This window comes from Acinetobacter sp. 161(2023) (assembly GCF_037027805.1).
Lineage (GTDB): Bacteria > Pseudomonadota > Gammaproteobacteria > Pseudomonadales > Moraxellaceae > Acinetobacter.
This window is the reverse complement of sequence record NZ_JAZEYD010000007.1, coordinates 48,217-69,204: the sequence shown is the minus strand read 5'-3', so window position 1 is coordinate 69,204 and position 20,988 is coordinate 48,217. Positions and strand designations below refer to the sequence as shown.

The 20,988-nt window shown below is 34.9% G+C and carries 24 protein-coding genes; 16 read left to right on the top strand and 8 right to left on the bottom strand.

What is annotated here, in order from left to right; translation table 11 throughout:
• Positions 1-87 precede the first annotated feature (87 nt).
• Entirely contained in the window at positions 88-759 is a 672-nt protein-coding gene (locus tag WA249_RS08335; RefSeq protein WP_016138730.1) for an XRE family transcriptional regulator, read from the bottom strand.
• A 668-nt stretch (positions 760-1,427) separates the two neighbouring features.
• Between WA249_RS08335 and WA249_RS08330 the strand changes: the two genes are divergently transcribed.
• The 3 genes from WA249_RS08330 to WA249_RS08320 all read left to right on the top strand — a co-directional run bounded on the left by WA249_RS08330 (position 1,428) and on the right by WA249_RS08320 (position 2,859).
• Positions 1,428-1,682, top strand: coding sequence for a hypothetical protein (locus WA249_RS08330; RefSeq protein WP_016138729.1), 255 nt, complete (start codon positions 1,428-1,430; stop codon positions 1,680-1,682).
• A 211-nt stretch (positions 1,683-1,893) separates the two neighbouring features.
• A complete protein-coding gene (locus tag WA249_RS08325; RefSeq protein WP_336168056.1) occupies positions 1,894-2,283 on the top strand; it encodes a hypothetical protein in 390 nt (129 codons plus the stop codon).
• A 30-nt stretch (positions 2,284-2,313) separates the two neighbouring features.
• On the top strand, positions 2,314-2,859 hold the full coding sequence (locus WA249_RS08320) for a glycoside hydrolase family 108 protein (RefSeq protein WP_336167799.1): 546 nt from the start codon (positions 2,314-2,316) through the stop codon (positions 2,857-2,859).
• Positions 2,860-2,957: 98 nt separating this feature from the next.
• Here WA249_RS08320 and WA249_RS08315 read toward each other — a convergent pair whose 3' ends face one another.
• Positions 2,958-3,575 (bottom strand): LysE family translocator, encoded by a 618-nt coding sequence (locus tag WA249_RS08315; protein ID WP_336167797.1) that lies wholly within the window; start codon positions 3,573-3,575, stop codon positions 2,958-2,960.
• A gap of 259 nt (positions 3,576-3,834) precedes the next feature.
• Here WA249_RS08315 and WA249_RS08310 point away from each other — a divergent pair, with 259 nt between their 5' ends.
• From WA249_RS08310 to WA249_RS08295, 4 genes are all read left to right on the top strand, one after another.
• The gene (locus WA249_RS08310; protein ID WP_336167795.1) at positions 3,835-4,767 is read left to right on the top strand and encodes an LpxL/LpxP family acyltransferase; all 933 of its coding nucleotides are present in this window, start codon (positions 3,835-3,837) and stop codon (positions 4,765-4,767) included.
• Between the two features lie 332 nt (positions 4,768-5,099).
• A complete protein-coding gene (locus tag WA249_RS08305) occupies positions 5,100-5,315 on the top strand; it encodes a cold-shock protein (RefSeq protein ID WP_252609221.1) in 216 nt (71 codons plus the stop codon).
• Positions 5,316-5,522: 207 nt separating this feature from the next.
• Positions 5,523-5,744 carry a hypothetical protein gene (locus tag WA249_RS08300; protein ID WP_336167791.1) on the top strand — a complete coding sequence of 74 codons (222 nt, stop codon included), beginning with the start codon at positions 5,523-5,525 and terminating at the stop codon, positions 5,742-5,744.
• A gap of 393 nt (positions 5,745-6,137) precedes the next feature.
• Positions 6,138-6,947 (top strand): pyrroline-5-carboxylate reductase family protein, encoded by an 810-nt coding sequence (locus tag WA249_RS08295; protein WP_336167789.1) that lies wholly within the window; start codon positions 6,138-6,140, stop codon positions 6,945-6,947.
• Positions 6,948-6,962: 15 nt separating this feature from the next.
• Here WA249_RS08295 and WA249_RS08290 read toward each other — a convergent pair whose 3' ends face one another.
• The 3 genes from WA249_RS08290 to WA249_RS08280 all read right to left on the bottom strand — a co-directional run bounded on the left by WA249_RS08290 (position 6,963) and on the right by WA249_RS08280 (position 8,650).
• Positions 6,963-7,079 (bottom strand): hypothetical protein, encoded by a 117-nt coding sequence (locus WA249_RS08290; RefSeq protein ID WP_016138721.1) that lies wholly within the window; start codon positions 7,077-7,079, stop codon positions 6,963-6,965.
• 177 nt (positions 7,080-7,256) lie between these two features.
• Positions 7,257-7,742, bottom strand: a complete 486-nt coding sequence (locus tag WA249_RS08285) for an Lrp/AsnC family transcriptional regulator (RefSeq protein WP_031945309.1) — start codon at positions 7,740-7,742, stop codon at positions 7,257-7,259.
• A gap of 233 nt (positions 7,743-7,975) precedes the next feature.
• The gene (locus WA249_RS08280; protein ID WP_336167787.1) at positions 7,976-8,650 is read right to left on the bottom strand and encodes an HAD family hydrolase; all 675 of its coding nucleotides are present in this window, start codon (positions 8,648-8,650) and stop codon (positions 7,976-7,978) included.
• A 197-nt stretch (positions 8,651-8,847) separates the two neighbouring features.
• Between WA249_RS08280 and WA249_RS08275 the strand changes: the two genes are divergently transcribed.
• The 3 genes from WA249_RS08275 (at position 8,848) to WA249_RS08265 (ending at position 11,611) form a co-directional block, all read left to right on the top strand.
• Positions 8,848-9,615, top strand: coding sequence for a class I SAM-dependent methyltransferase (locus tag WA249_RS08275; protein ID WP_336167785.1), 768 nt, complete (start codon positions 8,848-8,850; stop codon positions 9,613-9,615).
• Positions 9,616-9,881: 266 nt separating this feature from the next.
• The gene (locus WA249_RS08270) at positions 9,882-10,220 is read left to right on the top strand and encodes a hypothetical protein (protein WP_336167783.1); all 339 of its coding nucleotides are present in this window, start codon (positions 9,882-9,884) and stop codon (positions 10,218-10,220) included.
• An 836-nt stretch (positions 10,221-11,056) separates the two neighbouring features.
• A complete protein-coding gene (locus WA249_RS08265) occupies positions 11,057-11,611 on the top strand; it encodes a TetR/AcrR family transcriptional regulator (RefSeq protein ID WP_336167781.1) in 555 nt (184 codons plus the stop codon).
• A gap of 67 nt (positions 11,612-11,678) precedes the next feature.
• Here WA249_RS08265 and WA249_RS08260 read toward each other — a convergent pair whose 3' ends face one another.
• Positions 11,679-12,623, bottom strand: a complete 945-nt coding sequence (locus tag WA249_RS08260; protein WP_005303702.1) for a metal-dependent hydrolase — start codon at positions 12,621-12,623, stop codon at positions 11,679-11,681.
• Between the two features lie 283 nt (positions 12,624-12,906).
• Positions 12,907-13,140: a DUF2171 domain-containing protein gene (locus tag WA249_RS08255; RefSeq protein ID WP_005303705.1), complete on the bottom strand. Its 234-nt coding sequence runs from the start codon at positions 13,138-13,140 to the stop codon at positions 12,907-12,909.
• Positions 13,141-13,389: 249 nt separating this feature from the next.
• Between WA249_RS08255 and WA249_RS08250 the strand changes: the two genes are divergently transcribed.
• The 4 genes from WA249_RS08250 to WA249_RS08235 are packed head-to-tail and all read left to right on the top strand — an operon-like array spanning position 13,390 to position 16,400.
• Positions 13,390-14,403 (top strand): acyl-CoA dehydrogenase, encoded by a 1,014-nt coding sequence (locus WA249_RS08250; RefSeq protein WP_336167780.1) that lies wholly within the window; start codon positions 13,390-13,392, stop codon positions 14,401-14,403.
• Positions 14,391-15,185, top strand: coding sequence for a PIG-L deacetylase family protein (locus WA249_RS08245; RefSeq protein WP_336167779.1), 795 nt, complete (start codon positions 14,391-14,393; stop codon positions 15,183-15,185). The genes WA249_RS08250 and WA249_RS08245 overlap by 13 nt, the downstream gene beginning before the upstream one ends.
• The gene (locus WA249_RS08240) at positions 15,160-15,759 is read left to right on the top strand and encodes a class I SAM-dependent methyltransferase (protein WP_336167778.1); all 600 of its coding nucleotides are present in this window, start codon (positions 15,160-15,162) and stop codon (positions 15,757-15,759) included. The genes WA249_RS08245 and WA249_RS08240 overlap by 26 nt, the downstream gene beginning before the upstream one ends.
• On the top strand, positions 15,756-16,400 hold the full coding sequence (locus WA249_RS08235; RefSeq protein WP_336167777.1) for a glycosyltransferase: 645 nt from the start codon (positions 15,756-15,758) through the stop codon (positions 16,398-16,400). The genes WA249_RS08240 and WA249_RS08235 overlap by 4 nt, the downstream gene beginning before the upstream one ends.
• A gap of 4 nt (positions 16,401-16,404) precedes the next feature.
• Here the strand turns inward: WA249_RS08235 and WA249_RS08230 are convergent, their stop codons facing one another.
• The gene (locus tag WA249_RS08230) at positions 16,405-16,767 is read right to left on the bottom strand and encodes a DUF3592 domain-containing protein (protein WP_336167775.1); all 363 of its coding nucleotides are present in this window, start codon (positions 16,765-16,767) and stop codon (positions 16,405-16,407) included.
• Positions 16,768-17,013: 246 nt separating this feature from the next.
• Between WA249_RS08230 and WA249_RS08225 the strand changes: the two genes are divergently transcribed.
• Together WA249_RS08225 and WA249_RS08220 are read left to right on the top strand one after the other, a co-directional pair.
• Positions 17,014-18,261, top strand: a complete 1,248-nt coding sequence (locus WA249_RS08225; protein WP_336167773.1) for a mechanosensitive ion channel family protein — start codon at positions 17,014-17,016, stop codon at positions 18,259-18,261.
• A 284-nt stretch (positions 18,262-18,545) separates the two neighbouring features.
• Positions 18,546-20,867, top strand: coding sequence for a TonB-dependent receptor (locus tag WA249_RS08220; protein WP_336167770.1), 2,322 nt, complete (start codon positions 18,546-18,548; stop codon positions 20,865-20,867).
• Positions 20,868-20,988: the final 121 nt, after the last annotated feature.

Here is a 20,988-nt window from a genome sequence, read left to right as displayed (position 1 = left end):
CTACATAGATAAAAACAATTAAAGTTATAAAAAGCAAAAACATATTAAATTGCTAGAATTATTATTTTAATTATATTTATAACGACCTTAACCCGCTCGCCAGAATTGACGACCCATGACCTTAAAGTTCTTTCCATTTTCTTCGGTTACACGTCGGTCTCTAAATTTTTCATTTAAACTATGCAAAATTAAAGAACCATCTGCTTCTTTAAAAATTTGCTTAATCATCCCTTCGCCTGCAAAGTAAACCGCATAAATCTCGCCATCAATCACTTCAGTTTGAGAAATATCAATACCGACTAAATCTCCATCTTTAATGTAGTCTGTCATGCTATCGCCTTTAGCTTTAATAATGCGCATGCACTCTTGAGCAACTCTTTTTTCTTTAAAGAATGAAGCAGGAAAAGGAATTTTCCCATTAATTGCATCGAAGTGGAACTCGATCGACTCACCTGTACCACAAGAAAAACTAGCTTCTACTACTTCAATCCAGGCATATTGATCGGAGGATTCAGCACTCACAACAGTAGGACTAAATACATCACTTTCTTTAAAAGAGTCTTCTGTATTTCCAGTCGTTAACCAATAACCATCTACACCTAAAAATTGGGCAATAAGTGGAAGAAACGCAGATTTTAAATTTTTTCCAGACTCTAAAGCTTGGTAGGCAGGCTGAGACATCTTTACTGCCTCTGCGACTTCAGCCTGAGTTTTCTTCGCTTTAATTCTGGAATCTTTTAAACGATCTTTAAGAGCCATAATGGTTACACCAGCAAACTTATAACAAATATATAACTAAAGTTATATCTAGTAAAACAACTATAGTTATTGACTATTAATAACTATAGTTATAATATCAGTTATATCTTCAGATGAATAGATAAAGTTTAAGTAGAGTTTGAGACTCTATTTATAGGCTTATCAACGTATTGAGATGGAAGCTAAATTTATTTTGTTTCTATAAGAGGCAAAATAAAACGGAGATAGCTCAATTATTATTTACAAGTAGGCTATCAAAACAAAAATTGGAATAAAAAAAGCCCGATTCCGTGGATCAGGCTTAATGTTCGTCGATAAAGGGTATCAAGAACATGAAGAATTTAGCAAAGATTGTGAGTCCTAACAAAAGTTTCCGATATACGGCAAAGCCTTATTTGAACTTTTTGGTCAAAAAATTAAAGTGCGAAAAAAGCTTAAATTTAAGCACTTTCATACTTTTTTACAATTTTAGAAAAGGAAATATCTATTTTTAAATTAATGCTTTAAATGCATACCGTTTAGTTATTTATGTTTGTTGCACCAGATGAAACGTTTTGAACACACATTTGTAGTCATAGCTTAGCTATATTGCTCAAAGAATGGATCAAAACTTCAAGAATAACAAACGATAAAGATACCTTACTAAACGTGTGAGTTGGAGATAGTGAATGACTACAGCAATGCAGAACAGAGCTAAACAACTTAAAAATGCAAAACGTGGAGGATATGCCCCAACAATTGCAAAAGACGTAAACAAATACAAGGTACAAAAAATAAAAAGGGCACTTGAAGAGGCAAGGCAAATTGCAAGTGAGCTTGAAGATGATGCATTCGAATTCGATGATCAAGTCTCTATGCAAAAAGCGATAGGTGCAATCACCGTGATTGAGTTGATTGAACAAGCCTTAAACAGTGCACACTAACAGGCTTTAGCATACAAACATTCTTTCTTGGACCCCTGAAAATATGGGGTCAAGGATAAGTTCGTCTTGCGATTTAGCGCGGTTAAAAAAGCGTTAGTGTTTTTTATTGACTGTAATAAAGAAAACTAAGGGTATTGATAAAACCTGAAAAACAACAAGCTGGTAAGAGTGGCGAGTTTTCAAGTTTTACCCTTTAAAGCAGGACAAGATGATGAAAACAGTTCCAATGAGTGGATTAACCACCTTTTTAAATTTTTATAGCATTGCAATTATGGTGGCTTTAGCAGTCAGCTTAGTTGTGGCAGTCGTGTTGATGATGCGTTTCCCTCGTTCACCACAAGAATGGATTGTTGGACTGATATGTACAGTGGTTTCAAGCTTAACTGGTGGCTCATTTATTATCATGAAATGGAATTTACATGAATGGGTATCGGACATTTGGGGAATGATCACACTATGTGGATTCTTCTTTATTTGCGGTTTGCCGGGCTGGGCGATTGTGAGATGGATATTTAACTTCATTAATAAACAAGAAGGTAAAACGATTGTGGAAGTCATGAAAGACTTAAAAAAAGCGAAAGATGATCTTCAAAATAGCTAAAAACAGTTTCAATCATAAAGGTAAAATAAAATGAATATTGACCAATACTTAGAAGCAATCATAGACAGAGAAGGTGGATATGTTAATCATCCATCAGACCATGGGCATGCCACCAAATTTGGCATTACAGAGGCAGTCGCTCGATCGAACGGCTATCAAGGTGATATGCAAGATTTACCTTTAGCTGTGGCCAAATCTATTTATAAAAAACAATATTGGTTTGAACCTCAATTTGATCAGATCAATGAGATTAGCCCTGCTATTGCAGAAGAGTTATTTGATACAGCTATAAATTGCGGAGTCAACTTTGCAAAGCCCTTGTTACAACGTGCTTTAAATCTGCTAAATAAGCAGGGGAAGGAAGGCTGGCCCAAGCTTGCTTTAGATGGCCAATATGGTCCTCTGACTTTTCAAGCACTGAGTACTTATTTGAACAGGCGTAATAAAGATGGAGAAACGGTATTACTACGCGTTTTAAATATTATGCAAGGGCAGCACTATATCGAAATTACAGAGAAGAACCCAAACTATGAAGACTTCTTTTATGGATGGGTTTTAAACAGGGTGTCGTTGTAAAAATTGTAATTAGATGAAAAGATGCTGAATAATAAAAATGCTTTAAAAGTCTAAACATGAGTTAAGGCTTTTAAAGCATAATTCTGAAAAATAATGATTTATTGTGCGATGAGTAAAATTGCAAGTAAAAAGAAAACAGCTCCACTGACTTTATTGAGTATAGAAAAATTATTTCCAGCCAACATCTTTTCTTTAAAAATTGAAGAGAAATTTGCATAGACCAAATGAATTAAGAAACCAATAAAACAAAAGGTTAAAGATAGAACTAAAAACTGAGTTAAAATTTCTTTCTTTATATCAATAAATTGAGGGAATAACGCAATAAAAAACACGATGGTTTTTGGGTTAAGCAATGATGCGAGGAGGCCTTGATAAAAGAGTTTAGATTTACTTACATCCTTATCGCTTTGCTGATCAGTGATTAAATCTTGCGATGGCGTTTTTTTACTGAAGTTTTTATATCCCAGATACATTAAATAAAATGCACCAATAAATTTTAAAACCGTAAAAATAGTAGGGTTACTCGTAATAATAAGACCTACACCGCTCGCGGAAATTACAGCAATTACAAACATACCAATAATTAAGCCGCTAATACCGAATAAAGCGGTTCTAACACCATAATTGATTGAATTTGTGACAGTAAATAAAACGCCCGGGCCGGGGCTTAATAGGGTAAGAAATGCAATTGTTATAAAAACTAAAAGACCGCTCACGCTGATATATCCTATTTATCAATTGAGGCAAGATTGTGTGATTACTTTAAATGAGAAAATAATTTATGTATACAGAAGGTTATGTATATTTAAGAATTAAATAGATTAAATATTAAAATTTGAAAGTTTCGAAATAAAATATGCATTTATATACATAGATAGGGTATATAAAAATATAAAAGGGAGAGCAACATAAACATACAAGTCCAATGATTGGGCGTGTTAGTATGCTAAGTCTACACCTCAAGAAATATACAATATGACGAAAATAGAACGGCAGTTTAAATCTGGCGAATTTCGATTTTCCTTTTTATCGTTTAAATATTGGGGTTTATGGTTTTTAGCTTTTATTTTGATGTTATTTGCCATGTTACCTTGGGCTATTCAATGGCGTCTCGCCGATCTTCTATCAAAAATAGCATGGAAATCTTTAGGTTCAAGAAGAAAAACAACACTACGTAATTTAGAGGCATGCTTTCCTGAAAAAACATCTATGCAAATTGAAGATAAAGCCAAACAGGTTTTTGTAGATACAATAACGGGTGTATTTGAAGCTTTAAATGCTTGGTACAGCCCAAACTGGTTTAAAAGCCGCGTTCATATAGATGGACTAGAGAACTTAACCAATAATCAAGAAAATGGCGTACTTCTATTAGGTACTCATAGTACGCTTTTAGATGCTGGTGGAGCCGCTTGTACCTTATTTTTTAATATGGACGTGGTGTACCGACCTCAAAACAATCCCTTTTTAGATTTTCTGATTCATCGTAGTCGTGCAAGAGTCTATAAAAACCAGATTTCTCGTGACAACATGCGTGGGCTTATTCAAAATCTCAAACATGGTCATGCGATATGGTATAGCCCAGATCAGGATTTTGGCTTAAAACAAGGGGTAATGGCCTCATTTTTTGGGGTGCAGGCAGCTACTGTCACAGCCCACCGCAGACTGATGGATATCTCAAAAGCAGCAGCAGTACCTCTGTACTTTTACAGAAGTGGTGATATTAGAAATCCTCAATATCATGTGCTCGTAGAACCTAAATTAGAGAATTTTCCGAGTGGGTGCGAAGTGAGTGATGCTGAAAGAGTCAATAAAATTATTGAGAAACAAATTCGTATTGCTCCTACACAATACATGTGGTTCCATCGACGTTTTAAGACACGTCCTGCTGGTGAACAGAAGTTTTATTAATGGTCTTATGATGTGTAGTAAAGCTACTTCTTTCACTTGAAATGCAACAAAATTTGATTTTTAAATGAAATAAAATTTAATGAAATCAATATGAAATAGGAGGGCGTGAGAGTATGGAAGCCTTCTTATTTGAATATCGATTGCAAATGCTTCCGAAGCGTGTATTATCGAAAATAACTAACAAAATATTCATGTCATTATAAATTTCTATTTGCGCAGTTTTATTTATAATCCTTGGGTTTTTCAGATATTTAAGTTTTGACGTCTATTTTTTAGTTAAATTGGTTTACCCAATAATAAGTTATAATATTTTAAGATTCAGGATATAAGATATGTCTACAACTACTGGTACAGTAAAATGGTTCAATGAAACTAAAGGTTTTGGTTTTATTGTGACTGATGAAGGTAAAGATATTTTTGCTCATTTTACTGATATTCAAACACAAGGTTTTAAAGTTCTATTGGAAGGTCAACGTGTTGAGTTTACCGTAGTACAGGGTAAAAAAGGTCCACAGGCTTCAAATATTGTGATTCTTCAAAATTCATAATTAAATAAAATGCATGAGTACTTTTAAATAAATTATATTTAAAGTATCACATTTTAGAGAGTTTAAAAAACCCACTTTACTTTTGTGGGTTTTTTATAAATTTTAACGAAAATTATATTTAAAATAAGAAGAAGCGAAAAATAATAGTTTAAGAAATGCTTCTATATTTTATATTATAATATAAGCAATTAGGTATGTAGTATTAAAATGGATATTTGTATTGGCGGTATTTTTGACGGTCAGAAAATAGAAAACAATAATGATTTCTTTAAGATAGAAGAGCATTATTCAGACAATAGTTCTAAATATATTAAACAACACTTTCACTTGTTTGGACAAATTTTTACCTTCTGGGTATGTGAAGATGTTGATTTAAGTCAAGCAATAAGAAAAGCCGAGATAATTTTAAAAAAGAAAATATTTAACTAATAAATCATAATGCCTTTGTTATGGCCTCTTAATTTAAAAAATTACGATTTAATATAATATATTTTTATTAAATTAATCAAAATGGCTATAACAGAAAAACTTAAGATTTTGTATTTAAATATTTTGTTTTAATGTATTAGGTGGTAATTTACAGAGTTTTGGAAAATAGTTGCATATTTTAACAATTCAGATATGTTTTTTTCTAAATATAGTTATACATTGGGTTTGAGTTGGAGTTTTTTATTCATTGTGTAAGTAAAATGAAACCCCAATTTAATATATTTTATTTGAGTTGTTTCTTTATTTAGATGGATATCTTTAATTCAATATTTATAATTAAACTATAGATAATATTTACTGTTGTAGCATCCCTTAGAAAGGAAAATGTTTTAAATGTTAAATGAAGTACAACCTAATATTTGCTTTATTGGCAGTAGTAATCTAGCTTTAGCGTTAATAGGTGGCATGGTTTTAAAAGGATTTAAAAAAGAAAAGATACATTTAATTGAAGAGAAAAAAATTAATGATATAAATGCATTGAAGCAAAAAGAGAATGGTTTAAAAAAAGCTGACATTGTTGTGTTATTACTCGATCCGAAACAATTAAAAGAGGCACTTGCGCCGTTTAAAAAATGGTTAACCAATAAGATTATTGTTTCTATGATGGCAGGGATTGATATTGCGCATCTATCGAGTTTTACCGGTTCAAAAAAAATCGTTCGTGTGATTTCAAATCCGCCTGTGCTTACGCACACGGGTACTCATGTGCTCATTGCTTCAGAGCAAATGGATCAGCTTGATAAAGACTTAATTGATACGTTGTACTCTGCAACGGGACAGACTTTTTGGGCGCAGTCCGAAACACAAAGTGATGCCATTATTGCATTATCAGGTTCAGGGCCAGCTTACTTTTTCTATATTCTAGATAGCATGATTAAGACGGGCGTTTCACTAGGGCTAGATAAGCAATTTGCCTTAGATCTTGCGCTTCAAGCAGCCAGTGGGGCAGTTGAAATGATTCGTAAAAGTAATGTCTCACCTGCGGATTTATGTAGTAAGGTCACTTTAGCAAACGGGATTACCGAATCTGCTTTACGAATGTTTGAATTAGGCAATGTGTCAGATGATATACGTTTAGCTATGAAGGCCGCATATCATCGTAGCAAAGAAATTACTTCAGAAATTATTTCTGAGGTGGGTTAAACATTCTTTAGCAAACTAGGTCTTTAAAAAGTATTCCCAAATAATATAACCTAAGCCAAACCCAATAAAAGAATAGAGAGTAATAATAAAGAATACAAAACTGGCCTTATTTTTTTTCTTCAAAATGTTCATGGCGATGCCTCCAATTCAGATTAATTTTATTATGGAGATGAGGAGGCTGTAATCATAGATACAGAATTTTTTAAAAAAAATATAACAGAGTCTAAATCTGTTATGTTTTTAGTCGCTTAACTTAATAAGAATTCTAGATCAATAACTTAATTTGATGATCTATAGACGCTACACCTTTTATTCAATCAACATTAAATCGGCGGTATTGGCAGATTTAAGAGGGCGCAGGGCAAAGGTCGAACGGGTGTGTCGAATTCCCTTAATTGAATAGAGTTTTTTTCGTAAAAAACGTTCGTAATGGTCAGCATCTTTTACAGCTACTTTCACCAAATAATCATAATCACCTGTAACCAGATGAGCTTCTACAACTTCAGGTATATCGGCTAATGCTTCGCTGAAATTTTCCAGCATTTCATCGTCATGGCGTTCTAAAGTAATTTCTATAAAGAATACTTCATGAATGCCAATCGCTTTTGGGTTTACGTTTACCGTATAGCCTTCAATAATTTTTAAAGTTTCTAGGCGTTTTAGTCGTGTCCAGCATGGTGAGGATGAAAGACCGACTTCTTCTGCTAATTGAGCAACGGTTAAACGGCCATTTCCACGTAATGCAGATAAAATTTTCCGATCTATGCGATCTAGTGTGTATTCTGTTCTGTTCAAAATATAAACCAAAGAAGAATCTTCTGATAAATTTAAATATACTTCATTTTTATGCTTAGAATATTTAAAAATATTAAAAAATACAGGAAACATTTTGAGTTAAAGGTACATACACTAGTTCTATGCATCGAACCTCTCTGGATAAGGGTTGTGATGGAGCAAAGAGCACTGTTTCAGTAAGGGTGACTAAACAGTGCTCTTTGCGGATTTCTTATAAGTTCTTAAATCTATTGTTAAAGAATCGAATTCTCTAATTTGTTAATTGCTATTTCTAGCTGATCATAATGGTGAATCTTTTTATCTGCTAAAGGATAATCAATGGAAGGGTCAGGATGGAAAAAGATCGTTTTCATTCCGGCTTTGTTAGCACCTTCAATATCGGCTTTCGGATTATCACCTACAAAAATACATTCATTAGGAATAAAGCCCAGCTCTTTACATGCATGTTCAAATATTTGTATATCGGGTTTGCGTAAGCCTATAGCCTCTGAAACAATAATTGTAGAAAAAAATTCCTTAAGACCTAGTGCATAAAAGTTATTTTCTTGAAAAGGGGATTTCCCATTAGAAATTAAGCCTAATTTATATCCTTTGTTATAAAGATTTTGAATTGTTTCAGGAACTCTTTCAAATGAAGAAGAAAACTTATTAAAGTCATTAACGTAGGAGTTCAGCAAGGTCTCGACGTTAAAGTTTTTGATATTAAATTCTTTAAGCAATTGGGTATAAACCAAGTCTTTCCAGACATTTCCATTGTTATCTAATTCAATAAATCGAGTGATAAAGTTTTGCTTATTCTTCTGTGATACCAATTGGAAAAAGTTTACTTGCCATTCAACAAATTTTTTAAGTGACGTATTTCTGTCAAGTAGAGTCTGATCTAAATCAAATAAAATAGCTTTTAGCATTTTCTGTTTTTGTAGAATTTTTAGATAACGCCAGTATAGCTGTCTATTGAATTTAAGGATTTTAAAATTTTGTGCTTACTGTGTATTAAAATAAATTAAATAATAACTTTTATTTATCAATTGAAGAAAAACTAATCATTATTTTTTATCTAACTTTTCCTTTATGGTGATTTCATTGCAAAGTAGGAAGCAAGGTTATGATCACCCAGCACGATATAAACCAAAAACAATATCAAAATAAATCTTTAGACTATTTGAATAGCCAAGCGCATTCTGAAGGAATTGAATTTAATAAATTTATTCATGAAATTCAGAAATATGAAAAGGCTGTCGTTCTAGATTTAGGCTGTGGTGGTGGTCATGTCTCTTATAATGTTGCTCCACATGCTGACCTAGTCTTTGCCTACGATTTATCTCATGAAATGTTAGACACCGTCTCTAAGGCTGCTAGCCAACGCAAATTAAAAAACATCTTTGTGCAGCAGGGCATTGCCGAAGATATGCCTTTTAGTGATCAACAGTTTGATGTCGTGATTAGCCGATATTCAGCTCATCATTGGCAGCATGTTCCGACTGCCATGAAAGAAATAAACCGCGTTCTTAAGTCAGATGGCATTGTTATTTTTGTAGACATTATTAGTTCTAGTTTGCCTATATTAGATACGTTTTTACAGACAATCGAAACTATTCGAGACCCAAGTCATGTACGAAACTATAGTGTGAAAGAGTGGGTCTATTTTATTGAAGATGCAGGCTTTGATTTAGTGGGCTTAGACAAGCAAACGCTCTCATTAGACTTTGATAGTTGGGTAAAGCGTATGAAAACTCCTGAAGATCAAGTCAAAACTTTACGCTATTTGCAGGAAGGTTCATCTGACCTCGTTAAGAAATATTTCAAAATCCAAAAGGACGGAAGCTTTGAAAGCCATGTGGGTTATTTCGTCTTTAAGAAACTAGGATTTTAAAGTGCTAATGAGTAAGGGTTTTAGTAGATAAGAAATAAATTGAACATTACTAGAACTCTTTTCTTGAATAGCTGGGTATTAGATCAATCTAATATCATTCATTTGATAAAACTTAATCAAACAACATTTAATAATGTGATTAAGTATTCAAAACAGAAATAGATTTATCCAATTTTCTTATTATTAATAGACACTTGTAAACAATTATTATTTAATATGCCCGCAACATTGCCACTAATACTTTTAATAATTTTATCGGGGAAATAATGCGTAATATTTTAGTAACAGCTTTCACTTTATTGGTAGGAACCTCAGTTTATGCGGCTCAAGAGTCCAAAACTTATATACAGCGATCAAGTTGCGAGAGAACAGTACAACTACATGGTTATTTAAGCCGTGCTCAACTTGATTGTAACTATCACTATACTTCACAAGAATTAGTTCATGAAGCTGACAAATGTACTAAACATGAACTAGGTGAGAAATACGGTAGAGAAGTTATGCGATTAGGTATGGACCAATTTGAAGCACGCAAGAGAGGAGATGCGAAAGGCCAATTATGTAATACGGTTTTAAAAGAATTTCCAAACTATATTAGAAAATAAAATGGAATCTTAAAAATCTTGTAAGTAAGCCGATAAAATGGATTTAATTATTCATTTTATCGGTGTATCACAGCATATAATTTAAAATAAAAAATAAACTTTAAGAATTCACCGAATATCACATTGACACTTAAAATCTCTCTTATTATTCTTCGTTTCAGGATGAGAGAGGGACGCCTTGTGCGTGCTGGTTCTATATGCCCAGTCTGCTAACCCTCTTTTGTTCTATTATTATTTTTACTAAATAATCAATTTCTAATCCAATGAAAAATAATATTTATTCAATTATTTTCTAGCCAATATCACATTGACACCTAAAACCTCTCCGATTATGCTTTGCCTGCTGGCCTACATCGCCAGCCGGCTTTGACAGGCTGTTTTTCATCTAGGGCACCAAGAAAGTAATTTTTTGGTGGCGAACTCGTTCGTCCCCCCTTCGTAGCGGTAGGACGGAGGTGGGACGCCTTGTGCGTGCCGGTTCCTAGATGACTGGTCTGTCAACCCACCTTCGTTCTGCCACCATAATTATTTGACAGTAATTCGGTAGAACTTCTATTTCATCTAGGAGTCCGCTATGCGTACTATTTCTTCTTTATTGGCCTTTGCCAAACTCTCTGCCATACCGCCCAACTGGTCTTTAAAACGGTTTAACCGACTCTAGGTTTTCTACAACCTTAGCTCGTTACGACTAAAAAATCATAGCAACAATAAAACCTGAGATAGCTTAGGCACATTTTTGTGCTGCTTTTGCATGCCTGTTTTTAGCACTCATTTTAAGAGTGACGGCATTTCTATCTCTTTTAGATACAACAAAAAATTATTTAAACGGTATTCCTATGCCAAATTTAGAATCTTCATTTAGAGCACTGCGCGTGCTTCACGTAGCAAAAGATTTATTTAATCAAGATGGTTTTCATAAAGTCGGTGTCGACCGGATTATTGCCGAAGCCAAAATTCCCAAAGCTACTTTCTATAACGACTTTCACTCAAAAGCACGACTCATCGAGATGTGTCTCACTTTTCAAAAAGACTCGCTCAAAGTAAAAGTATTTTCCATTGTTAATTCTTACCGTGAAGAAATGGTGCTCGATAAACTTAAGCAGATTTACCTTTTACATGCCGACTTAAATGGCTTTTATCGTTTACCCTTTAAAGCAATTTTTGAAATTGAAAAGCTCTATCCAGTTGCCTATAAAGTTGTAGTTGACTATAGAAACTGGTTTGTTAACGAAATCTATAAGTTGCTTTTAACCTTAAAAGCTACGGTCTCCATCCAAGATGCTTACATGTTTTTATTTATGATTGATGGCGCAATGGTCCAGCTTTTAGATAAAAATGCGGTAGATGAAAGAGATCGGTTGTTGGATTATTTCTTTTTAAATTTTGCTTAAGCGACAAAATTTACTTAAGAAAAAGCCTCCAAACAAGGAGGCTTTTCATTTTAAATAAAATAGCTGCTTAGCTTAATGTCGCAGGTTTTGCAGCCTGTGTCATTCCTTCAAAATATTGCACGGCAGGCGAACGAGCCATATAAGCTAAAGCTTGCTCGGTGTCACCTTCATGAAGTGGGTTAAATTTTGGAGAAACCCATCTTAATGTCGCTTTCCATAAATATTTAATGGTCGGTAAGTTGTCTGAGCGAGTCGCAGTTTTTTCAAATTCACGAATGAAATTAAAGAAGCCACGACGCATCAATTTTTGAATGTCTTCGTGTTCTAAATCCTGCTTGCCTAGACTCCGTGCAAAATCGGCAAGGAAGTAAATAAACAGTGGGAAAATAGCCGCCATAATGACTTGGCGAGACACATAAAAACCCAACTTGTTTGTTAAAAGGTGCTCAAATAAATCGTAAGCAACACATCGATGTTCAACTTCTTCAGCCAGATGCCAACGGAATAAATCTGCCATTGCAGGGTCAGCGCTATCCCAAGACTTACTATCAAGTGTCCACTGACCAATAGTGCCCGTAAAGTGCTCGATTGCAGCAATCACACCTACTCGGAAAAGTAACCAATATTCTTCAAGTTTTTTGCCTTTTACAAGCGGCAGACCAAAGGGTTTATCGCCCAATAAAATATTAAAAACAAAATGTGCACGGTTGAGTGGGTCTTGAATGTCGTAGCCATTTTCTCGTAAAAAGTCTTGGGCTTTTTCATGGGCACGGGCATGCGCCGCTTCTTGGCGAACAAAGCCAATCACTTCTTGTTTTAATGTTTCATCGGTAATCAAGGGAAGGGTTTTATTAAACACGCGGCAAAACCAAAATTCACCAGCCGGCAAGAGCATATTAATGCCATTTGCTACATGTGAGCAGAGCGGATCATTCGGCATCCAACAGACAGACGACTCGGCAAAATCAAAATGTACTTTTCTTGCTTTAAGTTGATGATTCCCTGTGATCATATACGTCACCCTATTCATAATTGTTCATTTAATGCGAATGGACAATTTTTAGCATTAAGTAAAATCGATCACCATGTGAGTAAAGGACAAAAACATCCAACCAAAGGCTTATAGAGATACAAATGGTCTAAGTCAGAGATTTCATAAATAAAAAAAGGCTCCTTATGAAAAGGAGCCTTCAGTTCGGGGAGTTAGGCTGTAAAGTTTTTAAGCCTATTCATTTTTATAAGCTGAAACGATTTATTATAAAGTTCAGGTTAAGTCACGTATCGTGCTTAAAAGTCTAGATCGCTTGCCACTGATCTTTAACTTCTTCTGAATTTTTATTCAGAATGACTTGGTTTTCTTTCACTTCCCCAATCCATCCAGTAGGAATAAGGTGATGTTGACCGCTTTCGTCTCGAGTCAGCTTTAATTGGTTTTCACCCTCTAGATGGTCGACTGTACCTACTTTAGTACCACAAGAAGCAATAACGTCTGCGTGTTTTTTAATATCATTAATATTTAAAGTGCTCATTTTAGACCTCTTCTTTAAAAATAGAAAAATGGTAAGACCTAAATTACTTTAAATAAGCGGGTAAATGTGGGGTTTTTAATAAACCTTACAGGATGGGTTTATAAGTTCACTTAATAAATATATTTGAGTAACAATGAAATAATTAGATATAAAACTAATAATATTTATCTTTTTATTACAATTTACATGTTTATTTAAACAGAAGTATTTAGATAAGGTTAAACCAAGTCTTATAAATAATTATTTGCAATGAATATTAAAATACCTATAAATGTGACGATATTAAGTATCTTGAGTGAATTTGAATCTGCCTCGGCTGAAGATAAAAGTAAGCTTCGTATAGATTTACTCTCTCAATTGGTAAGTTTAGCCAAAAATTTACCTCATCCAGCTTCGGGTCAGACCTATCAGCGCTGGCAACTTTTTGCTCAGATTGCTGGAGTCGATTTAAGTTTGGCGAAGCTTTTTGAGTCACATTGCGATGCTGTAAGCATTTTATATGAGTTGGGTTATCAGCAAGAAATAGGTGACCAGCTTTGGGCTGTTTGGGCAGCAGACGGTGGACCAGCTCCGTTGCAAGTGAAAGATAACCTATGTCAGGGCATAAAGCCTTGGTGTTCTGGTGCAGAGTTTATTCAAAAAGTTTTAATGAGTTTTAAAAATCAACAAGGGCAGGCTCAGCTTTGTATTGTCGACTTAAGTGATTCTTCGATTAGCACGGACTTAAGCCACTGGCATGCAGTCGGAATGGATGCGACACAGACTGCAAGAGTAAGTTTTGAAAATACACCTGTTAAATTGATTGGTCATCCAAATAGTTATTTAAAACGCTCAGGTTTTTGGCATGGTGCAGCAGGTGTTGCCGCTTGTTGGTATGGTGCCGCCGTTGGTTTAGCTGGTTTTTTACAAGAAAGTTGTCAGGTCAGTCCAAATCCTTTTAAAAAATTGTATTTAGGCGAGGTCGCTCATCAATTAGAAATTACTAAGCAATATTTTAAATATGTTGCTGAACTGATTGACAGCAAACCCATGCTAAATCATGAACGGGAAATACGAATATTACGTGCTCAAACAGAACAATGCTGTCTGGGTGTAGTTGAGCGAGTAGGGAAAGCGTTAGGTGCTCGTCCTTTTTGTGAAGATGCTACTTTTGCACGGCTCATGGCTGATTTGCCTGTGTTTATCAGACAGAGTCATGCTGCTTTTGATTACCAACAAATTACAGAACTTTGTTTATCGGACCAAAGCCTATGGGAACTTTAAAACATCCTTTGGTCGAAGACCGCGTTATTTTTGGTGAGGGTACGACCAAAGAGCAATGGTTAAATGCATTTCAACAACAACCTTTAGCGGCTTTAGATCTTGAGTTGTTTCGCTCTAAAAGAGTGGTGATTGTCGCTCCACATCCTGATGATGAGGTACTTGGTTGCGGGGGGGGAATGCAACAACTCATTGCGCTGAATTGTAAGATCCTCATTTTAGCGGTGACTAACGGCACCCAAAGCCATCCTAACTCTACAAAATATCCTCCAGATCAGCTCAACATTCTTCGTCCGCAAGAAAGCTTGGCAGCATTAAATTGTTTAGGGGTAGCAGAGTCAACCGAGCATGTAGAGCTTAATTTATTAGATGGTCAGATCTATTTGCAAACCGATCAACTGTGGCAGAACTTAGAGCAGATCGTTCAAGCCGATGACATTCTAGTTTGTAGCTATGCCTTTGATGGTCATCCAGACCATGAAGCAGTAGGTAAAACCGTACAAGCTTATGCAACCGCTAAGCGACTTCTATGTTTACACGTATTAATTTGGGCTTGGCATTGGGCAAAGCCTTTAGACTCACGAATTGATTGGTACCGAGCAAAAGCCTACCGCTTAACCGAAGAACAGCTAACTAAAAAACATCAAGCAATTTTGCAGTTTAAAACCCAACTTGAAGCAGATGAAACCACGGGCAATGCTGCGGTTCTCTCCCAAAGTGCAATTAAACGTCTTTTAATGCCTTATGAGGTTTATTTGAGTGATTCATTCTCGCATGTACTTTGAAGATTTATATCGTCATAACAGTGATCCGTGGGGCTATGACTCTCATTGGTATGAAGCTCGTAAAAGACAAATTTGTCTCGCGCTGCTGACAAAACCTCGTTACTCAAAAGTGTTAGAAGTGGGCTGTTCAAATGGACATTTAAGTTTTCATTTGGCGCAAAGAGCCGAGCAATTGTTGTGTATAGATGTCTCTGAGAGTGCTGTTCGCTTAGCGTCCGAGCGCCTAAAAGAGTTTGAGCATGTGGTTGTTGAAAATAGAAAAATACCTGAAGACTACTCAATTCAAAAATTCGATCTCATTTTAATTAGTGAGATGGCCTATTACTTATCTGCTGATGAATTGCATCAGTTTATTGAAAAGTTAAAACATAGTTTAAATGACGATGGTGAGATTCTGTGCTGTCATTGGCGTCATGAAATTCAAGATTTTGAATTAAATGCAGAACAAGTCCATCAAGGTTTTCAGCAACTTTTTCCATTTCATCACTATCTCAGTTTAAACGATCCAGATTTTATGATTGATCTATGGACGGCCAAGACTTCCTCTTTAGCACAGCAGGAAAAATTAAGATGAAAATAGGTATCGTCATTCCAGCCCATAACGAAGAGCACTATCTATCTGCCTGTTTGCACTCTATTCAGGTCGCTATAAATAATATTAGCGGTTATGACGTAGAAGTGATTGTGGTACTCGATAACTGTACAGATCAGTCGCGGTTGATTGTACAAAGCCATCAGATCAATTGGATTGAATGTAACTACGCCTGTGTTGGGCAAGCACGAGATCTAGGAATTCGTCATTTAATTGGGCGTGGCGTGACATGGATTGCATGTACGGATGCAGATACGGTGGTCAGTCCTGATTGGCTGCACTATCAAATCCAGCATCAACCCACAGATGCAATTTGCGGTACGGTGACCCTAGATGACTTAAGTCATCTATCTACAACCAAACGGCAGAAGTATTTGGCGCATTATAAAGATCAGATGAAACATGCGCATATTCATGGGGCAAATTTAAGTTTTAGCGCAGAAGCTTATCTTTTGGTAGGAGGTTTTGATCCTATTTCATGTCATGAAGATGTTTGTTTAATCAAAAAATTGATCAAGCATTGTTGCAATATTACTTGGAGTAATCTGGTGCGAGTGACAACGAGTACTCGCTTAAACGGACGCGCACCGCAAGGCTTATCGTACTTTTTAAATAATCTCTAATGACTTAAACCATAACCTCTCCCAATATTGAAATATTCTTTAAATTTTGTGGATCATATTTAATTTTGATGATGCTACCGACCTTATATTGATCGTGATTTTGTTTAGCAATAAGCACCTTAAGGTTTTCAGTAATGATTTCGCCTTGCTCAGTTTGAAATTTCAATTTTATATAACATAACGGGCGATATTGCACCTTAGCTAATGAGTCCTGAAAATACACAACCTCGGCAGAAGTAATCATTCCACGTTTATAAATTAAAAACCTATGAACCAGACTTTTAAGAAAAAAGGTCCAAGCAATATAGATAAATAATAAGCTGAACCAGACCACTCCAATAAAAGTCAAAAAATCAGAAAACTTCACTCACTAAAGCCAGAATTATTCGTTTAACGTATTATTCTAAATGAACAGATTTGTTCGATCTAGTTGATGTACTTGATCTAAAACATAAGCAGATAAAACCTTATCGTTAAAGGTTAAAAATAATGAGATAAATAGCAGGGTATATAACTTAGTTGTTGTATTTATGACTACATATGTAAACAAGTCTTATTAACACATGCTTTAGCCCTTAAAATTCTAGAAAAGAAAGTTTTAAGGTGTATAGGTTTGGATTTTTTAAGTTTTTTCCGCGATATTCGGGTTCAGTTAAGCCATTATCCTTGGCTAGAAATGTTAGTTTCACTCACCATTTTGATTTTATTTGCAGCACTAGCAAATTTTATTGCTAAACGCATTATTGTGCGGGGCGTTCGCCACTTGGTGACCAAACTAAAATCACCCAATAAATCTATTTTTGCCCAGCATAGCGTCATAAAGAAATTTGCAAATATTGTTCCTGCTGTTGTGATTATGAACGGTATTGCAACGGTTCCTCATCTCACTCCAAAGTTCATTTCGTTTGTAGAAATGGGCGCGCAAGCATTTATCTTTCTTACACTCGCACTTACGGTCAGCGAGCTTTTAAATATCTTCAATCTTATTTATCAGCGTAATCCGAAATCTAGAAATAAGCCGATTAAAGGTTACTTACAACTCGTTAAATTAATTTTATTTGTTGTGTGTGGCCTGATGATTTTGGGAACATTCCTTAAAAAGGATGTGTTCACTTTGCTTGCAGGTTTCGGTGCAATGGCAGCGGTATTAATGCTGGTTTTCCAAAACACTATTTTGTCTTTAGTGGCGAGTGTACAAATTGCCTCTTATGACATGGTACGAATTGGAGATTGGATTGAGATGCCGTCACTTAATGCAGATGGTGATGTGATTGATATCTCGCTGCATACGGTCACTGTGCAAAATTTTGATAAAACCTATACCACCATTCCAACTAATAAACTCGTTACCGATACGTTTAAAAACTGGCGAGGCATGAGCAATTCGGGCTGCCGTCGAATGAAGCGTTCACTTTTTCTCGATCAAAGCAGTGTTCATTTCATGAGTGACGAAGAGCAACAAAAGCTCAAAGAATTTTTATTATTAGACCAATATCTCGATGCAAAGAATTCTGAAATTGAAGAGTTCAATAAGCATTTAAGCAATCAATCTCGTTATAACAAGCGCCGTTTAACCAATATTGGGACGTTTAGAGCCTATGTTGAATTTTACTTGCGCCAGCACAAGGGAATTGCCCAAAATCAAACCATTATGGTTCGCCAGTTACAGCCTACAAGCCAAGGTTTGCCTTTAGAAATTTATGCATTTACCAATACGATTGCATGGGTTTCTTATGAAGCAATTCAGTCAGATATTTTTGATCACTTAATTGCGATTCTTCCCGAATTTGGTTTACGTGTTTACCAAGCACCTTCGGGTCATGATTTGCAAAGATTAACGGCAGAAATTCACCCGAGTTAAGATTTAAAACTAATTGATTCACTTGCGTGTCAATTATTATGATTAAAGCTGTCGAATATTCTTACAATTCAAAGCAGAGATATTCAGTGGGTGAAAATAAGTCAGCTCTCTAGAGCTGACTTATTTTTTTGATTCTTTATTAACCTTTTCAGACACAAGACACATTGGGTCTTTTTCATAGGCACTTATAAGCACATACCAAAAAACAAGATTGTAGATTTTTGATAAGTATAGTGATTAAATGATGTAATGTTATAACATTACTTCATTTAATCGAGGATAGAATGCGCTATACCACCTGTATGTTGAGTATGTTGTTTGTAATGCAACAAATTAAGGCTGAGGAATATAATAATGTCACACAACTTACACCCTTAAGAATAAAAGCATCTTCTACAGAAAATGTAGTTGAAGTTAATAAGTTAGAAATAAAAGCTGCAAAGACTTTAGGGGATGCTCTTTCAAAAATTTCTGGTGTGCAAAATTCAGCATTTGGACCGAATGCAGGTGCACCAATAATTCGTAGCTTGTCGGGTAATAGAGTTGGTGTTTTTGAAGATGGTCAATTAGTCAGTGGGATGAATGCGATAAGTGGAGATATTAACATTCCATTCGACCCACTTTTTACAGAACAAATTATAGTGAATAAAAGCTCGGATAGTATCCGTTATGGAGGCAATTCAATTGGTGGAAGTGTTCAAATAGAATCTGGTTTAATTTCTAAAGAAATAGAACATAAAGAGCATAAATTAGATATAGCCTATAGAAAAGGGTTTAATGATTTAGATGCGAAGGGATTCAAATTCAATATTAACAATCAAAATAATTGGTCGACAAATATTAGATATTCAAAACAAGAAATTTCATCGTATAAAATTCCAGGAAATAGTAAAGCGAATGCCTGTGAAAATCAGGTTTTCCCTGAGACTGGAGGTGTGAACAGTGCATTAGCAGATTCGTGTCAAAAAGACACTCGGATTCAGCATATTTACAATAAGTCTTCACAACCTTATATAGATCAGTTTATGACTGAAAACCCTGATTGGGCTGATGGGGAATTCTCATTTTATAGTGATAAACCATCATCAATCTGGAGCGGAAAAACCTATATCAACCCGAAGAATCCTGAATATATTCCTAATACACCACAGAATACAATAAAGAAGATTAATAGTGATGTGACACCTAATTATTACAAAAAATTAGGAAATAGTTATGCTCAAAGCGAAAATGTGGGAGTGGGTACAACATATTTTTTTGATAAAGGTTACATTGGGATAAGCGCAGATCGAAAAAAAAGCGAATATGGTGTGCCAGGATTTTCAATGCAAAATCAATCATTTCAAGACCGCTATGTGATGCTTCCTATTGGCGTGAAAATTGAGCAGAATCGCTTTGCTTTAGATTCATTATTGAAGCAACCAATTTCTATTTTTGAGAATATACACTTCAATCTACAACAGCTTTCGAACAAGTCAGGTGAGTATTTAGGTGCAACGCAAGCCAACGAATATAAAATCGATGAGCAATTAGCAGAGGTTTTAATGACACAAAAGTCATTTAAGAGTTTAACTGGTACTCTAGGTTTAAGTTTAAGAAATAGAGAAATTAAAGGTGATGGCAAGCAGCGGTATTTGCCGAACGTGAATACCAGTAATAAAGCTATATTTCTCCAAGAACAGTTAAATTTTAATAAGTTTTATTTTGATGCTGGTTACCGTTTTGAGAGTATAGAACATGAAATTCAAGACCAAACATTTAAGTTAGCGCGTAATGCTCGTAATTCAAAACTGGAAAATCAATCTTTCGATTTAAATCATTATTATATAGGGGGAGGACTAAATATTAATGATTACATTAAACTAAGGGCAAAATATGCAATTTCAGAGCGTGCTCCTGAAATTAATGAACTATATTCAAGTAATGCTCACTATTCTGTGATGACCCAAGAAGAGGGTAATCAGAACCTTGAGCCAGAAAAAGTCAAAAGTTTAGAATTAAGCATGATCGTGAATTGGAAAGAAGCTGAACTAAAAATAGTCGGTTACCAAATGGTTTTTGATAATTACATATATCTCACGCATTCTGGTGCCTCTATGGCAAACCGCTTACCTTTGAAATATTGGACACAGACAGATACACAAATTACAGGTTTTGAAGTTGATGCAAATTATGATTTTGATCTTAATCAATATGGAAACTTAAAGCTTGGTGGTTTTGCCGATTTAGTTAAAAATAAAGCTACTGATCCTTCGAATATAAGATTGAACAATGATGGGGTTTATTTACCAAATATGCCAACAAATCGTTATGGATCTTATCTCGAATGGCAAAATAATTCTTGGTCAGCACAAGTATCAAGTACTTATTATGCGCAACCAAAATATTTAGGTAAGAATGTTAATCAAGAAGTCCCTTTGCCTGCATATAATCTAGTCGATTTCAAAATTAATAAAAATTTGAATTTAAAGAATGCATCGTTTGATATTTTCTTAAATGGTACAAATTTACTTAATGAAGAAGCACGTCCCCAGAACTCACCTTTAAAATATATTGCACCGTTACCTGGCCGAGCTTTTCAAGTTGGAATAATGATGAGCATATAATTTGATGTAAAGATTCATTTGGTTGAAAAGGACTTCACTCAATTCATTAAAAGCTGAATGTAAATATTGAAACAAGCACCTTACGCACTACTTTTTTTATTTTTAATGACTTTGCATAAGT